The sequence below is a fragment of the Streptomyces flavofungini genome (genome assembly GCF_030388665.1).
Lineage (GTDB): Bacteria > Actinomycetota > Actinomycetes > Streptomycetales > Streptomycetaceae > Streptomyces > Streptomyces flavofungini_A.
On the sequence record NZ_CP128847.1, the window covers coordinates 1 to 17,492 of the forward strand.

A 17,492-nucleotide genomic window follows, 5' to 3' on the forward strand; every position below is an offset into this window, starting at 1 on the left:
CGGACACCACTGGAGGAGGCGAGTAAGGAGGATGCGGCCCTGCTCGGTTGGCGCATGCCGCTGGCGGCGTGGCTGACCGCGATCTGCTCGTTTCATCGTAGGTCACGGGCTACTCAGTTGCTTTGCGGCGAGTGATCTGGCCTGCTGAAGGGTGAGGCCCCACAGGCTGATGAGCGAGATGCCGTCGGCGGACACTGTCTCTCCCGCGCCCCAGTAGGGCATGAACTCATTCGTCAGATACGGCGGGAGAAGCAGCACCTCGCGCAGATGCCGTAGCACTGCCTGTTCGACGGCGATGGCGTCGTCCACGGTCGCCCGGTTCAGCGTGCGGAAGAGGAGCCACCCTTCGCGGAGGTGGTTCTTGCGCCGCCGGGACCATGCTCCTTGTCCGGATATTCCGATCTTGTGGGCCAGGTGCACGGGCTGCGTGATCACGTATACAAGGCCGGGCTCGCCGTACTTGATACCGCCCACCGCGCAATAGCGACATCTGCCGCCGGCTCGCACACGGGTCAGCGTCGGCCTCACCTCCCGGCCGCAGTGCATGCATCGACAACGCCAGGAAGCCCTGGCGTTGTCGTACGGTTCTAGCGGCTCCAGCCCTGCCGACAGCATGACGTCCGCGGCGACGTCGTCAGTTATCCGCTGGCGACCTGCGCAGTACAAACACCCGCTCTCGCGGCGGAGTACGTTTCCGAGCCGGGGTGACACGCGGTTTCCGCACCGCACGCACCGGCACGGCCACGGCAGGCCGCGGCCGGGGTAGGGGCCAAGTGGTTCCAGGCCCGCCGCCTGCATCGTCTCCTCGGCCTCGGCGGAGTCCAGCCGGCGCTTCAGGCCTGCCCGGTCGCTGCCGCAGTAGCGGCAGCCGTTGCCCCGGCGTACCGTCTCCAGTCGGGGACTTACCTCCCGTCCGCAGGTCAGGCACCGGCAGCGCCATGGCATCCGCGCGTTCACATACGTCTCAAGCGGTTCGAGGCCCGCCGCTCGCATGTCCTGTTCGGCCTGGGCTCTGTCGGCGCGCAGGTTGTCGTTCCGAGTACGGCAGTGGCGGCAGCCGTGGCCCTGCCGGACAGTCGAGTACCGGGGCGTGACTTCGTGGCCGCAGGCAGTGCAGCGGCACCGCCAGCGGTCGTTGACGCCAGGAAACGGTTCAAGCGGTTCGAGGCCAGCTTCTCGCATCGCCGCATCGGCGGTCTCCGGGGCGGTCCGCGGCCCGAGCCGTCTTCCCCGTCTGGCTGTTGTGGAGCAGTGACGGCACCTCCCGCCCTTGCGGACCGCGCTCAGCCGAGGAGCCACCTCGTTGCCGCACTGCCTGCACCGGCACTTCCAGGCCGTGCTGCTGTTGGTGTACGGCTCCAGGGGTTCGAACCCGGCCGCACGCATTTGCTGGAGTGCCACCTCGTGCGGGATTCGGGTGATGGCCTGGGCACACTGCGGGCAACCCCTACCCCTGCGGATGCGGCTCAGCGTAGGGGCTACTTCGTGTCCGCACGTGAGGCACCTGCACCTCCAGGCGGTGTTCCTGCTCTTGTACGGCTCCAGCGGTTCGAGGCCCGCCGAGTGCATGTCGCGCACGGCTTCCTCTTCGGAGATCCGTGGTCGGCCTCGGCGATTGCAGTGACGGCAGCCCATCCCCGACCGAACGTTGTCCAGGCGCGGTGAGACTTCGTTCCCGCAGTTCATGCAGCGGCAGCGCCACGGAGTGCTCGTGGTGGACGGGTACGGCTGCAGCGGCTCGAATCCGGCCGACCGTATGTCGCGTTCCGCCGATTCAGCAGAGACGGGGCCAACGCCGGCACAGAACCGGCACCCGCTCCCCCTTCTGATGGACTTCAGGACGGGTCGGACCTCGTTCCCGCACCGGGTGCACTGGGCACGCCAGGGGGTGTAGGTGTTCTTGAATGGCTCCAGGGGGCGCAGGCCAACTGCCAACATCTCTCGAACGGCGGCCGCCTCCGTAGTCGGTACATTGCCTGCACAAACAGGACAGCCCGCACCGGATCGCACGCTGCCCAGGCGAGGGCGAACCTCGTCGCCGCACGTGTTGCACCGACAGCGCCACGGGGTCTTCGTGTTGGTGTACGGCTCCAAAGGCTCGAATCCGGCCGCGCGCATGGTCGCAGCGGCGTCAGCAGGCGAGATAGGAGCAGGCACAACGGGCAGGTTAGAGCGCTCTGGGGCGGCCTGGGACGCGACGGCTCTAGCGGCGCCCTTCCGCGAGTACCAGCAGGACAGGACATGCCTTCCCGGACCGTACAAGCATCAGGGGGCGCCGGCTCTCGCCAGCGCCCCCTTCCGTGCGGGAACTGCTACGCGTGCTTTGGGCAGTGGTCATTCAGGCGCCATTCGACCGGGTGGTACACCGGCTCGTCGGCCTCGGTGCGCTCGAAGACGGTGCGGTAGTCGGCGATGGCGGGTCGGCCGAGGTCGGTCCACTGCTGTACGAGGGTGGTGAGGTCGTCGGCGATGGCCGTGTCGCCGACGTGGTGGAGGTGGCCGGTGCGCTGGATCCAGGCGGTGCCACGGCTGGGGTCGTGGAGGCAGGCCATGCCCTGGGCGGGGTCGAGGCCGTTGATGTAGGCGCGGGTGGTGCGGCCGGTCTGGGCACCGAGGTGGAACCACAGGTCGTAGTAGGCGTCGCCGTCCAGGACGGGGCCGGTGTTCGTGCGGGTGACGAGGTCTTGGGCGGGCAGGGGTTCGGTCAGGGCCGGGGTCTGGCCGTCGGGCCAGGCGTACAGCGGTCCGGTCGCCGCCATGAAGTCGCTGGACATCACGCCGCGGCCGGTGAGCCGTTGCCCGTCGCGGTGGACGGTGAGGGTGGGGTGGAAGCCGCCGTGGGCGACGGGGACGACGATGAGGCCGTCGTCGGTGAGCTGGTCGAGCCAGTGGGGGGAGATGCCGGTGACGCCGCAGGTGACCACGATCCGGTCGTAGGGGCCCTTGGCCGGGTGTCCGAGGTAGCCGTCGGCGGTGAGGGCGGTGACATTCTTCTCTCCGGCCCGTTCGGCGGCCTGGGCCGCTTCGGTGACGATGACCTCGGAGACGTCGATGGTGATGACCTCGGCGCCGGTGATGGCGGCGATCAGGGAGGCGTTGTAGCCGGTCCCGGCCCCGATCTCCAGGACCTTCATGCCGGGGGTGAGCTGGAGGGCTTCGAGCATGGCGGCGATGACGCGGGGCTGGGAGGTGGAGCTGTAGCGTCCGGCGGCGTCGCTGCTCTTGGGGACGTGGGTCATCAGGGCGGTGTCGGAGTAGATGCGGTCCAGCAGGTCGCCTGCGGGCTCGGCGGGCACGGGGACGAAACGGCCGCTGGTGTAGTAGCCGCCGGGCAGGAACAGGTGCCGGGGCACAGTGGCGAAGGCCCGCTCCACCGGGGTGGTGCGGATCGCGCCGCGTTCGCGCAGGGCGGTCGCGTAGGCGGCCATGCGGGCGGTCAGGGACGGGCTGGTGCTCTGGTCGGTCATCGGCTTCCTCCGGGTGGGACGGCCAGGGTGATGGTGAACGTGGCGATGTACGGGGGGTCTTCACCGATCGCGGCGCCGTCGGCTTCGACCCATGCGTGGGAGGCCAGGGGCGGGAAGCGCACGCCGCTCTTCCAGGTGGGCCAGGTACCGGCGAGGCGGCACAGCAGGGCGGTGGCGATCGAGCGGGGCAGGCAGCCGTAGCCGCTGCCGCAGCGCGGGCTGAGAGTCGTCACCACCGCGCGGGCCCGAGCGGCCTGGTCACCGGTGGCGGGTGCGGCCCGGCGGGCGAGGAAGCTCAGGAGGCTGCGCAGCCGGTCCGGGCGGGCGGCGAGGGCGGCGGTGACCAGGTGGGCCGCCCCGACGGCGAGATGTCCGGTGATCTGTTCGGTGCGGGTGAGGCGGACACGTTCGGGCAGGGCGACGAGGGTGCTCACCGCGCCTCCAGCAACTGCAGGCCAGTCAGGCTGGCGGTCAGTACGCGGACGTCGGTGGCCGCCTGGTCGGCGCTGATGCCGTAGGCGGCGACCAGGGCCGCGGCTCCCTCTTGTTCGCTGTGGCCGAGCAGGGCGGTGAGGGCGGTGGCGGCGGAGTCGTTGAGGGTGAAGTAGCCGCCGGTGCGGGTGTTGAAGAGCATCGGTGAGCCGTCGGCGTCTATGCGTTCGACGCCGCGGGCGAGGCGATAGGTCATGCTCGCTGGCCTCCTATCGGTCAGGGGCGGGCGGCCCGGAGCCACAGCTCCAGGGCGACGGTCTCGGTGATGAACGCGGGCGCAAGGCGGCGGGTGGCGGCCTCGGCCAGGTGCTGGCGGAGGGCCTTCTCGTCGATCAGCCCAGCCTGGCTCAGGGCGGATCCGTGGAAGAGCTCGGCGAGTTCGCCGTGGTGGGCTGCGAGGCCGGTCCAGATCTCGTGGTTGTAGTGGCCCTTGTCCCGCCTGATCAGTAGGCCCGGCGGGGCGAGCGGGGTGACGGCCGCCGTCAGCAGCGGCTTGGGGGCCCAGGGATCGGTCCGTTCCTCCGGCAGTGTTGCCAGGGCCGTCTCGATCACCGACCGGTCCAGGTAGGGGAAGTGGCCGGGTACCCCGGCTGCGTGCATCGCGTCCCGGTACAGGCTCGCGCGGCGGGCGACGGACCGGATCCGCGCCACCGTCCCGTGGGTGGCGATGTCCCCGCAGACCGGCTCGGCCGCCTCCGCTGCGGCCCGCAGCTCCTGCCGCAGATCACGGATCACCTCGGGCGCCGTCCACGGCGGAAGGCGCGGTGGTGCCTCCCAGCCGGCCAGGGCGGCCGCCGGGCTGGCCGGGGCGATGAGCTGGTCGGCGCCCCGGATGAGCCACTGCCGGTAGGTACCCGCCGTGGCCGCCGCCCGTGCCAGGCTCAGGCTGCTGGTGCGGTTGAGGGCCGCGTGGCCGCGCAGGTGCCACCACGCGCGGTGGACACTGCGGGCGGCGGCCCGGGGCAGGTAGGACAGCGGGGCAAGGAGAGCTTCGTCGCCGCCCTGGCCGTTGAGGTGCGCGCTGCTTCCCCGTTCGGCCAGCACCCGCAGGGTGTGGCGGAAGCGGGCCGCCGAGGCGGCGAACGGGGCGGGCTCTGCCAGCGCGAACTGCGAGCTCTGGAGGTCCTGGAAGATACGCGGATAGGAGCCGGGGTCCAGGACCAGGTGGTCCACCCCTTCAAGCAGCCCGGCTGTGCGGCGGGCCCACCGCTCATCGGGGTTGTCCGCTGCCCGCGAGCCGATGGTGACCAGCACGGTGGTGGCCGTCGGGCGGGCGCGGGCGGCCAGGGCCGCTAGCGCCGCCGAGTCCAGCCCACCCGACAGTTGCACGCTCGCCACCGGCGGGGAGGCCACCCGGGCGGCGACCGCCCGGGCCAGCGCCTCCCGCAGCCGCTCAGCCCCGGCATCGAGCGGGAGAACGGGCTCGGGCGGTGTCCAGTAGCGGGTGACGGCCACCGGGCGGGACGGGCTCAACACTGCCTTGGACCCCGGGGGGATCGGTGTGACGCCCTGGTACGGACTGCGGCTGAACACCAGCGGTGACGGCGCGCTCGGAGCCAGCAGCCGCAGGGCCGCCCACCGTCGGTCTACCCCGGTGCCCGCCGCGTCCGCCAGATGCTGCGGGCTGTTGGACAGCACCCACCCGCCCTCGACGCACGCGTAGTACAGCCGGTTCAGGCCCGCAACGTCCCCCCGCGCACTGCGGACGCCCCGGCGTGCGGTGATCAGGTAGTAGCTGCCGGGCAGCGCGGCCAGCTCCTCGTCCTGGCCGGTCCCGGCTGCCCTGGTGGCCAGGTCCCGCAGGCGGGCGGTGCTGACCGGGCAGGACCCGATCAGCACCGCCTTCAGCGGACCGGCCGTGGCCGTTCGCAGTTGCTTCCCCCACCCGGACGCGATCAGCCAGGGCCGACCGGAGGTGTGCTTGAAGGTGCGGGCCGCCTCCTGCCCCGAAAGCCGCCGGGCCAAAGGCCCGGCGGCGTCGTCATCGGGCAGAACGCAGAACCACGGCGGCCTGTACGCACCGGCCGCCTCGGTCACGAGCGGCTGGTCGGCGCGAACTCGGGCGTGTAGTACTGCCCGGCATCCGAATCGTCGCTCTGCCCGATGCTGACGTCCCCGAGGGTGTCGGCGGCGAACGACCCCACCGCCACCACCTTCGGCGCCTCGTACGCGGGCGAACCCGTCGACTGCTCGCCGCTGGTCACCTTGCTCATAGCCACTCTCCTGTTGTGCCGGTGGCGGACGGCGGGCGCCCGCCACGGTGGCCGCCCGGCCGGTCGGCCGGGCGGTGGTGCAGGGTGGTGCGGCCTGACCGGCCGGGTCCCAGCGGGATGTCACCGGCGGGGCAGGAGCTTGGTCAGGGGCGGCTGTCGCCACGGAGGATGGCGCCGACCGGCACCGTGCTGGCCGGGTCGGACAGGGCCCTGACAGCGGCCTGGAGTCGCTTGGGGTCGGCCCCCAGGTGCGTGATCGCCGCATGGGCCAGCTCGTTGGCGAGGCGGGCCTGCAGGAACGACTCGTGCTGATGCTCGGCGACCGCGATAACGGTGGCCTCCAGGGAGGTGTAGACCTTGCGGCGGGTGGTCTGCCGGGGGCCTGCGCCGAAGGTCATCCACACGATGATGGCACCGCTGTCCATGTCGTAGCCGACACGGAACGGCAGTTCGTCCGGGGCTATCTCAGGCATGCACGTCTCCTTCGGCAAGCGGCAGGCGGCAGCAGATCTGCTTGCCGATGGGGGTGAGCACGGCCTGCCAGCCCGGGGCCAGCAGATCCACCAGCAGCAGGCCTCGGCCGGACTCGGAGTGCGGATCATCCAGCGGGCCGCAGCCGCGGCGGGGCAGATGCTCGCCGTCCGGGTCGTGCACGCTGACCGCGACGGCATCCGCCCCGGCCTGGACGTCGACGACCAGCGGGGCGAACGGGCCGCAGGCCCGCACTGCGTTGCCCACCAGTTCGCTGGCCACCAGCTCAGCGCTGTGCGCGATGTCGGCTCCGACTCCGGCGCCGTCCAGCGTGCGCGCGGTCAGTTCGCGTATGCGCCGGACATGCTCGGCGGACGCGTGCAGGTGGACGGTGAATCCACCGGTCCGGGCCTTGAGGTAGAACCCCGGCGCCATCGGGGCTTCCTTGTCCACCATGATGGTCATGGCCCCCTCCACCGCACGGCCTTCGGCCGTGCACGACGGGATCAAGTGCCCTTGTAGCGCGGCGACTTCACCGCCCAGGGCGACCTTTCCAACGAGGATGGACCCAACTCGCCTTGGGTCGCAAGGTTTCCACCTTCTTCGGTTCGATCGAGTGAGAAAAGGCCTCGTCTTCCTCCTGCGGTGGGTGGAACACTGCGCATATGCCCAACTCGCCCGTGGTCCCCACGATCCGGCGCCGCCGCCTCGGCTCGACGCTGCGCAGGCTCCGCAACGACGCCGGTCTCACCCTGGACGATGCGGCCGCCGCCATGGGCTGGAAGGGCCCGAAGATGTCGAAGGTCGAGAACGCGGCGGCCGGCATCCGCCCGGCCCAGGTCACCGACCTGCTCAAGGCATACGGCGTCACCGACCCCGAAGTGTTCGCCGCGCTGGAGAACCTGGCGAAGGACGCGGGCAAGAGGGGCTGGTGGCAGACCTACAGCGGCGTCGTCACCTCGGCGTACGCGGACTACATCGCCTTGGAATCGGACGCCGAGAAGGTCTGCGAGTGGTCGCCGCTGCTGGTGCCCGGCCTGCTGCAGACCGCCGCGTACGCCCGTGAGGTCATCGGCGGCATCACCCTGGACCGCGCGCCGGAGGAGATCACCGCGCTCGCCGAGGTCCGCCAAGCCCGCCAGGCCGTCCTCTCCCGTCCCGGGCATCCACTGGAAGTCTGGGCGATCATTCACGTAGCCGCCCTGCACCAGCGCTTCGCGATCCGCCCGGCCACCATGCGCGAACAGCTCCGCCGCCTGCTGGACGTCGCCGAACTACCCAACGTCACCGTCCAGGTGATGCCCTTGGACGCCACCGTCCATCCCGGCACCGTGGGAGCCTTCACGCTCGTCGGCTTCCCGGGCCCCACCCCAGACGTCGTGTCCCTGGAGAACCTCCGCGGCGCCACCTACCTGGAAGGCGACGAGGACACGGCTCCCTTCGCCAAAGCGTTTGAGCGCATCCGCGCCGCCGCGCTGTCGGTGGAGGATTCACTCGCACTGATCGCGGATCTGGAAGAAGGACACCGGAAGTGAACGATCCCAAGGCGGAGCTGTACGTGCACGACCTCTCCGCCGCCAGTTGGCGCAAGTCCTCGTTCAGCGGCGCGGAACACAACTGCGTCGAGATCGCCGACCTGCCGGGCGGCCGGGCGGCGCGCGACTCCAAGCACCCCGAGCGCGGCCCCCTGCGGTTCACAGCCCTCGCATGGGCGGCATTCCAGAGGGGAGTCATCACCGGAGAACTGTGACCCAACGAGCCAGGCGGCGCCTGCCTTCCCCCGACCGAACCAGGGGAACACAGGCGCCGCTGACTGCAAGCCCTACCCCGCCCGCCCCTCGATGTCACACCCTCGCGCCAGCATGGGGGCATGAAGGCGCCGCACGACACCACCGCCCGCCAGATCCCCGCCTGGAGCGAGACCGTCGGCCCCGGCTGGGCCAGCCTGCTCGACCGGCTCCACCACGACCTGCAGGCCATCGATGCCGACTACCGCATCGAGTCCTTCGCCGTGAAACTCGGCGGCCTGCGGGTCAGTGTCGCCGACCGCTTTGACGAACACGGCGAGTTCGACGGCGAGTTCGCGGACTGCGTCACCGCTCTGACGGACTCCGCCGAGACCGCATCCGAGCACACCTGCGAGACCTGCGGGTCCGAAGGCCGCATCCGCCTGCGCGGCGACGACCAGCACACCTGGATGCAGGCCATCTGCGACGCCTGCCGCACCACCCGCCCGCCCCATGTACTCCCGACCGCCGCCCACGGCGCCGGATAGGTCCCCACCTGCCCATCCCCCACACGAGCGGTATCTCCAGGTGTCGGCACCTTGGCTCCCCCGTCCTGCTTCCCCCCAAAGGCGTCAACACCGGTTTCTCCGACGCCAGTTGCGAACGATCGCGCCGTGATTATCTGATTACACTGCGCGGCCGTTGAGTTGACTGCGATGGGACATCCATATGAGTTACACAGACCAGGACGTGCGCGAAGGCCGGGCGCTGATGAACGAGGGCTGCGAGAACCGCCTCGTCATCGGTGACAAGCTGCAGGCCGTCACCGCCATCGGCGGGGACGGTGTCTTTGACCGATTCTGCGAAGAGATCAGCCTCAACCCGCGTACCGCCCGCGGCTACCGGCACACCGCCCGCATCTGCACCCCTCCCGTGCGGCAGCTCGTCGCCGACAGCGGCGTCCACGTCAGCTACAGCGCGCTTCGTGAAGGCGCCCGCCTGGCTCCCTCCGGCAAGCCCTACGACGAGGACTACGGCACGCTGCGGGCCCTGCTCAAGGAGGCCGCCGAGACGGGGCTGGGCCGCATCAGCGTGGCCCAGTACCAGCGAGCCCTGGGCATCGGGCCGGGCCTGCAGGACCTCCTGGACCCCAGCTCCACTACATCGATGACCGACTACCTGGCCTCGCTCGCCCCCGAGGAACGCGAGAAGGCCCTGCGCGATCTGGTGGAGGACGACGCCGAGGTCCACGACGCCATCAGGCGGGTCCTGGACGAAAAGCGCCGCAAGGACCGCGAGACGCGCGGCCCCGACTGCGGCGGAGACAAGCCCGACAAGGCTCAGAAGCTCGCCCAGGACCTCGTGCGACTGCGGGATATGGCCGTCGCCTGCATGAACCGGTACCCGCGCTCGGTCACGTTCAGCGACGAACAGCAGGCCGCCTGCGAGGAAGCACTCGGCACCCTCGAAGTCCTCACCATGTGGATCAGGGTCAAGGTCGGCGACCGGGAGCCGGCCGCCACCCGGGTGGCCAAGGCCCGTGACCTGGTGACGGCCTGATGGCGACGACCGCCGACGACGGCGAGGACCGCCTCAACGCCGACATCCAGGAGTTCTCCATCCACGACAACAAGGGCGGCTGGGCCAGGGCCCTGCTGATCGCCCGCCGGGTCGAACCCGGGGAAGGCGATGGAGTACGGACCGAATACCAGTCCAGGCGGTTCGGTCGAACCGCCTTCCGCCGTGTCAGCGCACGGGAGTTCGCCCGCCGGTCCAAGAGCAGTCACAAGCGGATCATGGCGATCCTGCAGGCATGGGAGCGCGCTGCCGCCGATGGCGTCGTTCCTCCTGCCGAGGAGCTGAGTCCTGATACTGCGGTGGAACTGCCCGACGCGGACGCCGTTCCGTTCTTCGGGCAGAACGGCTATTACCGCAGTTGGGAGGCGAGCAACCTGAAGCGGGAACGCAGCGAGGCGATCCTGGCCGAGGCAGAACGTGCCGGGGTGAAGCCCGGCAGTACCGCCTATATCGCCGGACATCCGACGGCTCTGACGACGGCGATCCTGGCGGACGAGACAGCCCGCAGTGCCGCACAGAGGGGCATCGACGAATTCAACAGGCGCCAGGATCTGGGCGATTCCGAGATCCGATCGGCAGCCGGGCAGCCCGCCAGGGAGCCAGACCGGAAGTTCGACCTGGCCCCAACACCGGACACCCCGCCGGAGTCTGATGCGGAGGCTGAGGAGGTGGAACCGGCTTCAGAGTCGGATGACCTCTCACAGATCCAGCGAGCCGTCCGTGCCACCTCCCAGCAGACCGAACCGGATGTGGCCTTGCAGGTGTTCACCGAGATGACCGATGTCCGCCTGGGCACACTGCGGGCGCTGTCGCTGCTGCAGCGCAATCAGGTGCAGTTCACCGGGGAAAGGAGCCGGGCCATCGCCGAGCTGTGCGGGGCTGCGCAGGCCGCACTGGAGTTCATCCGCGACCTGGCCTCCGGCCCGTACACCGCGCTGAACGACGACGCCCTGCAGGCGTTCTTGGCAGAGAGCGAGAGGAAGCTGGGATGAGCCGCAAGCGTGACGATGCCCCCTCCCAGGAGGAGCAGGACACCATCGACGTACTGATGTGGCTGCGGCACAACGTCGGCCGTGAGCTGTCCTATGCGGACATCGCCCGCGGCACCGGCATCCCCGCCCGCCGTCTGCGGCGGGCGGTGCCGAAGGCGAGGATGGCCGCCCACCAACTCGGCAACCGGCTGGAGCAGTTCATGCACTCCCGTGACCCGCTCAAGCGCGGAGCTCGGGTGACACGGTTCCACACCTGCGGCCAGGGCGACGAGTTCGGCGCCCGGGACGCGTTGCTCGCCTGCCGCAAGGCCGTGGCCTACATGGGCGACATGCACAGGGCCTGCGCGTTCGAGGCCCACAACCCCAACAGCCTCGACCAGGAAGCGTTCGGGCAGATGGCGGCCGCCGCCGAGGGCAGCATCAGGACCTTCAGCGGCGTGGAAAGACTCGGCAGCAAGATCGTGAAGAACCACGGGACCATGCGCCGCCAGGCAGAGCGGATCGCGGACCTGGAGGCCCAGATCGCCGAGCTGACCTCCGGCGAGTCACCGGCCGCTTCGGCCTGAGACAGCCCCGCGTCCGGGGGATGACGGCCGCAGGACACCCCCGGCCGGGGGTACCGCTTGCTCCCAGCCCGGCAGGCCGGGAGCAAGCGGTACCCAGCCCCTGTCAGGTCTGCTGCCTGCGACGGATCTTGATCTTCAGCGCGACGACGGCGTACACCCCGACGATAGAGGCCAGACGCCATCCCGTGTGCTGGTCCGGCACGGCCTGGGCAGCCATCAGTGCGCCGAGTCCGCTGAGGTAGCTGCGTCCCGGCTCCGTGCGCAGGTGGATCCCGATCAGCGGTTCCTCGGCGGCGGTCGGCGGACGTCGCGGCGGCTGTGATGCGGGTCCGGGCTGTGCGATGCTCATGGGCGTCTCCGAAAGTGCTGGGCCGGTAGGCGTTGCTGTCACCCCGGCCCGTTGGTGGCAAGGCGGGCCGTCACGCGACGACGGCCCGCTCGCCGCCCACTCGGGTGAGCGGGCACAGCCACAGTAAGTGACGAACTCCGGGACCGATGACCGCACTTGGACCTATGGCACTGCCTCTAGGCCGTATGACAACGTATGCCCCTCACCTGCAGTTACCCGGCCGGGTGGCCGGGTTGGACGGTCCTGGAAGAGCCGATGCCGACCAGCCTGGAGACACCACGCTCCGTCACCGTCTACCTGGGCAGCGGGGGATCGCGCCGATAGCCCCTGAGTCATCACTGGCTGTAGCGGATGCGTGAGCAGCAGGGGCGAGGTATCGATTCGGTAACGTCAGGGTGAGGCTGGGCGGTTGACTTGCTTCAGCATGCGCCTCCCCGCCTCGCGGGCGGCGGCCAGGTCGTCCTCGGTCTCGGTGAGTTTGCGCTGGAGCGCGTCCCGTTCGGCGCGTATCTCGTCGCGCTCCAGGGCGGTCCGCTCGACGGCCGCCAGGAGCTCGTTGACCCGCGTGGTCAGCTCTCTGGTCCCGGTCTGGTCGAGCTGGGCTCCCAGGGAGCGCTGGACGGCCTTCTTGAGGCGGTCCCGTTCCTCGCGCAGGGCCTTGTTCTCCTCCCGGACCAACGCCAGGTCGGTCGCCAGGCTCGCCGCCGAGGCGTCCCGGCCAGCCTGCTTCGCACGGCGCTCTCCCTTGGTCTGGGAGGTGATGGCGGCCTCGACGTGCTCGCGCAGACCTTCGGTGTACAGCAGCCACCGGGAGACCCCGGCGGCACGGGCGACGGCGGCGAACGTGACCGACTCGCCCTTGGCCTTCATCGCGTCCACCGTGGCCAGGACCTTGGTCCGCTTGGACCGGCTGTCCGCCTTGCGGCTCTCGCGCAGGACGTCGCCCGGAGTGCGCTTGGCCTTACTCATGCCGTGCTCCCGCCCCGCTGGCCGGGAAAGCCCGGCATGCCCAGGGCCACGGCGGAGCCGTGGCCCTGGGCGGCCCGGACCTTGCGCAGGACGGCCGACGCCTCCTCCACCTCGTCCCGCTCCTGTGGCTCCATGGCATCCACCAGCTTCCGCAGTGTCTCGGTGATCCCCTTGAACGACGTGATCTGGTCGTCCAGGTTTCTCACCACGAATTCGTCCGCCTCCATCATGACCGCCGTCTCCTTGTCGGCCTTCAGCGAGCGGATGTGGTCCTCGATGACGGGCAGATAGGAGGGGTCGGGCCGGTAGAACGGGCAGCCGGAGCACTGGAAGCGGATCTTGCAGGCCTTTCCACCCGCCTTGACGTTGGAGGGTTCGGTGCAGTTGCCGAACGGCACCGCCACCGAGCGGGCCTCGTACGCGGCAGCGGACGCCATCGGCGCGGACCTGCCTTTGCGGTCCACGGTGCGCAGGCGCATCACGTTGACCGCCTCCCGCTTCCGCTTGTGACTGATCCTGTAGTAGCGCTGGGTGGTTTGCATGGATTTGTGGTCCATCAGCTCCCGCAGCACCTCGCTCCGCACCCCCGCGTCCGCGTACCGCTGGCAGTACGAGTGACGGAAGGCGTAGGGGTAGATCAGCGAGCGGTCGAACGGTACCCGGTCGCCGTTGCGGTCGAACTCTTCAGACAGCAGGACGGGCACGCTGTCGGCCCATTTGCGGATCATCGGCGCGATCTGCTCGGAGCGCAGGTGTCGGATCTTGCCGTTCTCACCGGCCGGGGGGGAACAGGAATCCTTCGCTGCCCGTGGGCAGGTCGAGTGTGTCCCGCACCTCCCGCCAGGTGCGGATGGTCTCCACGGTGTCGCGCTCAAGTTCCAGGCGCCGGTTCAGGCGCCGCCCCTTGCGGTTGTCCCAGATCAACAGCCATTCGCCGTCGACATGTTCGAGGCAGTCCGCCCTCAGCTCGGCGATCTCATAGGGGCGGCGTCCGGTGTCCCGCAGCAGCTCGTAGACCGCGCGGGCCATGGCCTGCACCTGTCCGGGCGTCATCTTCCCGTGCGACATGCCCTGGCCAAGGAGGTCCACGTGGTCATCGAGCTGGGCGATGACCGACTCGGGCAGGGCCTTGCCGACATCGTCCTCGTCCACGGCTTCGGACTTGATGACGTGGCTGGAGTGCCGGGCGAAGCTCGCGGACATGCCGTCCAGGTGCCCCGCTGCCCGGTTGTAGTCGAGGATCTTGAAGAAGAACGACAGCAGGGCCCCGCGCTGCCTGCTCGACATGGCCGTGCCGTCCAGCTTGGGCAGCACCCGGAAGGCGTCGACCACGGCGTTCATATCGGCGAAGACCAGCTCCGCGGGCTCCATGCCGCCCCCGGGCCGCACGTCCAGGGCCCGGGAGGCGGCCTCGCACACCCGCAGACCCCGTTTGGCCTCGCTGGTGTTCGGCTTCGTCTCGGCGATGAAGGTGACCAGGATCTGCCGCAGCCACGGCTGGCGGATGCCGGTCACGTCCAGGCCGAGCGGCCGGGCCGTAGTGCCCCCGTGCAGGCTCTGCACGCCGAGTTCGGACAGGTCCAGCACGTCCCGGCTGGTCGGGTCGACGCCCTCGAAGCGGTCGAACGCCGAGCGCAGGACGCGGTGCGTCTCGCGCACCAGGGCATCGACGTTGGCCTGCATCCGGCCCGGCAGTTCCTCGGCCATCGCGACGGCGATGGAGTCGACCTTCTCCGCAAGGTGCGAGACGGCCTGGCGCACGGCCACGGGATCGATCTTCTGGCCGCGTACGTCGCGCTGCTGAAGCGCGTACAGCATCTCCAGACGGGCCACCGGATGCAGCGGGGCCAGCGAGAACTGGTGGACGTTCAAGAACGGCATCTGGCGGTCCAGCCACGCCGACGTCGGCGCGGACCGCCGCCCCCGGGACGCGGCCGTCTCCTTCTTCCAGCGGCTCTGGTGTATGCCGCACAGCCCGAAGGTGGACCGGGCGTCGTAACGGCAGCCCGCAACGAGACAGGCGGGCGAGGGCGGATACGGGCTCTGCCGCTCAATCCACGCCGCCAGGTCGGAGTCGGCCTCGCGCTGCAGGTGCTTCTGTCGCAGCGAGCCGTGCGCGTTGCACAGGCCCCACACGGCCACGTCACGCGGGCATCTGCGGACACGGCAGGCGGCCCGCTCGCCGGAGATCACCCGGTTGCGGTCCGGCACGTAGACCGCCTTGAACTCCTTCAGCGACAGGCTTCCGGCGCGATGCGTCTTCTCACACGTGGCGCACAGCCCCCGCCGGACGCGGGTGAGCGCGTCACAGGCGGCCACGTCACACCGGTAGACGGCCGTGCCCGCGTGCTCGACGTCCCCGCTGAACAGGCGGGCCTCGCCGTCCCATTCGCCGGGCCGCCAGGCCGGATCGATCCGCTCGCGCAGCCACGCACTCCACTCGGTGAGGATCTTCAGCTGCGGGCCGTCCGCCGCCTGGTCGGCGTCCCGCCGGGGCTGGTGGAGCGGGACAACCTTGCCCAACGCCGTCACGTGCGGGCTTCCTTCCTCTTGGCGGCCACCAGCTGCACGGCGTCGCGCTTGTCCTGGCCGGTTGCGTGGGTGTAGGGGTCCATCGACTGCGGCGCCTGGTGCCCGGCCATGTTCTGGGCCACATCACGCTCCACCCCGGAGCGCAGCCACCGGGTGATCGCCGAGTGCCGCAGCATGTGCGGGCGGGCCCGGAACCCGGCCCGGAACGCGAGCCGCTTGAACAGCTCATACGTGCTCGGGTACTTCATCGGCTCACCGAGCGGAGCGCGGAACAGGTTCACGAACACCATGTCGCAGCCCTCCGCCTCCGGTACCGCGTCGCGTTCGTAGCGGTAGGCGGTGTACAGCTCCACGGTCTGGGCTTCCCACCGGAATCCACCGCGGATAGTGCGACTTGGCGTACGCGTTGTTGCTGTTCAGACGGCGCCGCACATGCACGTGCGGCCCGCCGACCCGGCAGCCCAGCGAGGTGGAGTCCGGCAGGAGGTGCATGTCCTCGCGCCGCAGCCCCAGCCCCTCGCCGATGCGCATGCCGGTGGCCGCCAGCAGGGCCACCAGGAATCGGTCGCGGGCGTGCGTCGTGCAGTCCAGGAGCTGCTCGATCTGGTCGTCCGACAGCCACTCGTAACCCGGCACCGCGACGCGGTACTTGATCCTGCGGGCCTGGATCGTGCGGTGCTGGCCGTCTTCACCTGGATCGAACCCGGACGGGGCGTAGTGCAGGAACTTCGGCTGAACGAGCTGGCTCACCACCGTTTGCGGGACCCAGCCCTGCAGCGCGGACCAGGTCAGGAACTCCCCGACCGTGCCCATGATCTTGTTCGCCGTTCCCTTGTCCCGGAAGCGCGGCTCAGGGTTCGGGCGGCGCCCCCTCGGCGGCAGCGGTTCATCGACCAGCCACCGCATCATCGCCATCAGCTGAGCCAGGGAGGGAGAAGTCCAGTCGACCGCGTTCTCGGTGCAGTACGACAAGTACAGGGCGATCTGTCCCGCGTACGTGCGCTGGGTGTTGTAGGCACGGTCGTTGCTCTTGAGGCCCGCCAGCCAGGCACACGCCTCGGTGTGCAACTCGAAGGCGTCGTTGACCACGACCCAGCTCGTAGAACCATCCCCCGATATGGCCCGCTCGGCTCGGTAGTGCCGGTACAGGACAGCAGACGTAGCCAACGTGCCTAACACCCCTTGAATACCCGTAAGGCAAGTACGGAACTACCCTACTTGCCTTACATGACTAACGCACTTGAGTAACCCAAGATAAGATCCGATTCGAGGCCGACCCGGCCCAGCGGCGCGACCAGGACGACACCCAGGCCCTGGACCTGGCCGAGGTGCTGCTCCCCCGCGCCGAGGAGTACGGCGACATCAAGGGCGTACCCGGGGCCCGTACCCACATCGAGGACGGGCAGGTGGTGCTGCGCATGCTGGACACATCCGCCTCCGTCACTCTGCTGGGGCTGGATCCTGACGAGTGGCTGCGCGCGGCCGAGGTCCGGGACCAGGTGCTGGGCAGCTACGGCATGGCGCCGTGCCCGGGTCCTGCCGACCCGGTGGCACCCGGCCGAGCGCCCCCACCAGCGCCCGGGCCGCCGTGGCACTGCGGCGTCGGCCTGGATGACCAGCGGACTACTGCGCCGTCTCGGCCTGATCCGCACTCTGGGGGTGCCGCTGGCCGTCACCGGCTGGCTCGGCCGCCACGAACTCGACGGTGGCGAGCGCTGGATCATCGACCCCATGTTCGCGAACGGGTGCGGCGCCACCGGCCATCGGCGGCTGATGGCCCTGCTCGCGGCACCTGGCTGGGGCCTGCCCCTATCCGCGTCGGACGAGCACTGCAACTGCCATTTGCCGCCCGGATACAACGACCAGTGCACCACCCTCGCCGCCGGTCTGGCCGACCGGCGTGGTGTGCTGGAGATCCGCGCCATCCAGCGGCGCGGCGACACCCTGAAGCAGATCCAGGAGTACGACCCAGCGATCTATGCTGCCCAGCAGCAGCTCGCCTTCCCGGTACCCGCCTGGGTCGACCGCTGGCTCGAGCGCGGTGACCGGCTCGCTCCGGACGTGCCGGTCGGCGTCTTCACCAACCAGGACTGAGCCCTGTGGCACGCGGACGCGCTCGTCTCTGCCGAGGGCGAG

The 17,492-nt window shown here is 70.0% G+C and carries 19 protein-coding genes and 1 pseudogene; 7 read left to right on the forward strand and 13 right to left on the reverse strand.

Translation table 11 applies throughout. The features are described 5' to 3' along the window. Positions 1-102 precede the first annotated feature (102 nt). The 8 genes from QUY26_RS39550 to QUY26_RS39585 form a co-directional block, all read right to left on the reverse strand. Positions 103-474 (reverse strand): hypothetical protein, encoded by a 372-nt coding sequence (locus tag QUY26_RS39550; protein ID WP_289956688.1) that lies wholly within the window; start codon positions 472-474, stop codon positions 103-105. A 1,838-nt stretch (positions 475-2,312) separates the two neighbouring features. Continuing rightward, positions 2,313-3,467 (reverse strand): protein-L-isoaspartate O-methyltransferase family protein, encoded by a 1,155-nt coding sequence (locus QUY26_RS39555; protein WP_289956689.1) that lies wholly within the window; start codon positions 3,465-3,467, stop codon positions 2,313-2,315. Continuing rightward, a complete protein-coding gene (locus QUY26_RS39560; RefSeq protein WP_289956691.1) occupies positions 3,464-3,901 on the reverse strand; it encodes a lasso peptide biosynthesis B2 protein in 438 nt (145 codons plus the stop codon). Before QUY26_RS39560 ends, QUY26_RS39555 begins: the two co-directional genes overlap by 4 nt. After that, a complete protein-coding gene (locus QUY26_RS39565) occupies positions 3,898-4,155 on the reverse strand; it encodes a PqqD family peptide modification chaperone (RefSeq protein WP_289956693.1) in 258 nt (85 codons plus the stop codon). The genes QUY26_RS39560 and QUY26_RS39565 overlap by 4 nt, the downstream gene beginning before the upstream one ends. 20 nt (positions 4,156-4,175) lie before the next feature. Further along, positions 4,176-5,996 (reverse strand): asparagine synthase-related protein, encoded by a 1,821-nt coding sequence (locus QUY26_RS39570; RefSeq protein ID WP_289956694.1) that lies wholly within the window; start codon positions 5,994-5,996, stop codon positions 4,176-4,178. Next, positions 5,993-6,172 (reverse strand): lasso RiPP family leader peptide-containing protein, encoded by a 180-nt coding sequence (locus QUY26_RS39575; protein WP_289956695.1) that lies wholly within the window; start codon positions 6,170-6,172, stop codon positions 5,993-5,995. Before QUY26_RS39575 ends, QUY26_RS39570 begins: the two co-directional genes overlap by 4 nt. A gap of 143 nt (positions 6,173-6,315) precedes the next feature. After that, complete coding sequence (locus QUY26_RS39580) at positions 6,316-6,645, reverse strand: hypothetical protein (protein ID WP_289956696.1); 330 nt, start codon at positions 6,643-6,645, stop codon at positions 6,316-6,318. After that, positions 6,638-7,108: an ATP-binding protein gene (locus QUY26_RS39585; protein WP_289956697.1), complete on the reverse strand. Its 471-nt coding sequence runs from the start codon at positions 7,106-7,108 to the stop codon at positions 6,638-6,640. The genes QUY26_RS39580 and QUY26_RS39585 overlap by 8 nt, the downstream gene beginning before the upstream one ends. 200 nt (positions 7,109-7,308) lie before the next feature. Between QUY26_RS39585 and QUY26_RS39590 the strand changes: the two genes are divergently transcribed. The 6 genes from QUY26_RS39590 to QUY26_RS39615 all read left to right on the forward strand — a co-directional run bounded on the left by QUY26_RS39590 (position 7,309) and on the right by QUY26_RS39615 (position 11,506). Next, a complete protein-coding gene (locus tag QUY26_RS39590; RefSeq protein ID WP_289956698.1) occupies positions 7,309-8,178 on the forward strand; it encodes a helix-turn-helix domain-containing protein in 870 nt (289 codons plus the stop codon). Beyond that, complete coding sequence (locus tag QUY26_RS39595) at positions 8,175-8,393, forward strand: DUF397 domain-containing protein (RefSeq protein ID WP_289956700.1); 219 nt, start codon at positions 8,175-8,177, stop codon at positions 8,391-8,393. The genes QUY26_RS39590 and QUY26_RS39595 overlap by 4 nt, the downstream gene beginning before the upstream one ends. A gap of 120 nt (positions 8,394-8,513) precedes the next feature. Then, complete coding sequence (locus QUY26_RS39600; RefSeq protein WP_289956701.1) at positions 8,514-8,918, forward strand: hypothetical protein; 405 nt, start codon at positions 8,514-8,516, stop codon at positions 8,916-8,918. 181 nt (positions 8,919-9,099) lie between these two features. Further along, entirely contained in the window at positions 9,100-9,930 is an 831-nt protein-coding gene (locus tag QUY26_RS39605; protein WP_289956703.1) for a hypothetical protein, read from the forward strand. Continuing rightward, a complete protein-coding gene (locus QUY26_RS39610; RefSeq protein ID WP_289956705.1) occupies positions 9,930-10,940 on the forward strand; it encodes a hypothetical protein in 1,011 nt (336 codons plus the stop codon). The genes QUY26_RS39605 and QUY26_RS39610 overlap by 1 nt, the downstream gene beginning before the upstream one ends. Next, positions 10,937-11,506: a hypothetical protein gene (locus QUY26_RS39615; protein WP_289956707.1), complete on the forward strand. Its 570-nt coding sequence runs from the start codon at positions 10,937-10,939 to the stop codon at positions 11,504-11,506. The genes QUY26_RS39610 and QUY26_RS39615 overlap by 4 nt, the downstream gene beginning before the upstream one ends. Before the next feature lie 103 nt (positions 11,507-11,609). On the opposite strand, the gene QUY26_RS39620 is transcribed toward QUY26_RS39615, so the two are convergent. The 5 genes and pseudogenes from QUY26_RS39620 to QUY26_RS39640 form a co-directional block, all read right to left on the reverse strand. Continuing rightward, positions 11,610-11,855 (reverse strand): hypothetical protein, encoded by a 246-nt coding sequence (locus QUY26_RS39620; protein ID WP_289956708.1) that lies wholly within the window; start codon positions 11,853-11,855, stop codon positions 11,610-11,612. A gap of 390 nt (positions 11,856-12,245) precedes the next feature. Then, positions 12,246-12,824: a DUF6262 family protein gene (locus QUY26_RS39625; protein WP_289956710.1), complete on the reverse strand. Its 579-nt coding sequence runs from the start codon at positions 12,822-12,824 to the stop codon at positions 12,246-12,248. Then, positions 12,821-13,552 (reverse strand): tyrosine-type recombinase/integrase, encoded by a 732-nt coding sequence (locus QUY26_RS39630; protein ID WP_289956712.1) that lies wholly within the window; start codon positions 13,550-13,552, stop codon positions 12,821-12,823. Before QUY26_RS39630 ends, QUY26_RS39625 begins: the two co-directional genes overlap by 4 nt. Before the next feature lie 43 nt (positions 13,553-13,595). Further along, complete coding sequence (locus QUY26_RS39635) at positions 13,596-15,356, reverse strand: hypothetical protein (RefSeq protein ID WP_289956713.1); 1,761 nt, start codon at positions 15,354-15,356, stop codon at positions 13,596-13,598. Further along, a pseudogene (locus QUY26_RS39640) lies at positions 15,353-16,400 on the reverse strand (tyrosine-type recombinase/integrase). Before QUY26_RS39640 ends, QUY26_RS39635 begins: the two are co-directional and overlap by 4 nt. 567 nt (positions 16,401-16,967) lie before the next feature. Between QUY26_RS39640 and QUY26_RS39645 the strand changes: the two are divergent. Next, positions 16,968-17,450, forward strand: a complete 483-nt coding sequence (locus tag QUY26_RS39645) for a hypothetical protein (RefSeq protein WP_289956715.1) — start codon at positions 16,968-16,970, stop codon at positions 17,448-17,450. Positions 17,451-17,492 lie beyond the last annotated feature (42 nt).

Excerpts from the sequence above, each read along its gene's own strand:
- QUY26_RS39555 (WP_289956689.1), bottom strand. The coding sequence starts at position 3,467 with ATGACCGACCAGAGCACCAGCCCGTCCCTGACCGCCCGCATGGCCGCC.
- QUY26_RS39565 (WP_289956693.1), bottom strand. The coding sequence starts at position 4,155 with ATGACCTATCGCCTCGCCCGCGGCGTCGAACGCATAGACGCCGACGGC.
- QUY26_RS39575 (WP_289956695.1), bottom strand. The coding sequence starts at position 6,172 with ATGAGCAAGGTGACCAGCGGCGAGCAGTCGACGGGTTCGCCCGCGTAC.
- QUY26_RS39580 (WP_289956696.1), bottom strand. The coding sequence starts at position 6,645 with ATGCCTGAGATAGCCCCGGACGAACTGCCGTTCCGTGTCGGCTACGAC.
- QUY26_RS39585 (WP_289956697.1), bottom strand. The coding sequence starts at position 7,108 with ATGACCATCATGGTGGACAAGGAAGCCCCGATGGCGCCGGGGTTCTAC.
- QUY26_RS39590 (WP_289956698.1), top strand. The coding sequence starts at position 7,309 with ATGCCCAACTCGCCCGTGGTCCCCACGATCCGGCGCCGCCGCCTCGGC.
- QUY26_RS39600 (WP_289956701.1), top strand. The coding sequence starts at position 8,514 with ATGAAGGCGCCGCACGACACCACCGCCCGCCAGATCCCCGCCTGGAGC.
- QUY26_RS39605 (WP_289956703.1), top strand. The coding sequence starts at position 9,100 with ATGAGTTACACAGACCAGGACGTGCGCGAAGGCCGGGCGCTGATGAAC.
- QUY26_RS39610 (WP_289956705.1), top strand. The coding sequence starts at position 9,930 with ATGGCGACGACCGCCGACGACGGCGAGGACCGCCTCAACGCCGACATC.
- QUY26_RS39615 (WP_289956707.1), top strand. The coding sequence starts at position 10,937 with ATGAGCCGCAAGCGTGACGATGCCCCCTCCCAGGAGGAGCAGGACACC.
- QUY26_RS39620 (WP_289956708.1), bottom strand. The coding sequence starts at position 11,855 with ATGAGCATCGCACAGCCCGGACCCGCATCACAGCCGCCGCGACGTCCG.
- QUY26_RS39625 (WP_289956710.1), bottom strand. The coding sequence starts at position 12,824 with ATGAGTAAGGCCAAGCGCACTCCGGGCGACGTCCTGCGCGAGAGCCGC.
- QUY26_RS39630 (WP_289956712.1), bottom strand. The coding sequence starts at position 13,552 with ATGATCCGCAAATGGGCCGACAGCGTGCCCGTCCTGCTGTCTGAAGAG.
- QUY26_RS39645 (WP_289956715.1), top strand. The coding sequence starts at position 16,968 with ATGACCAGCGGACTACTGCGCCGTCTCGGCCTGATCCGCACTCTGGGG.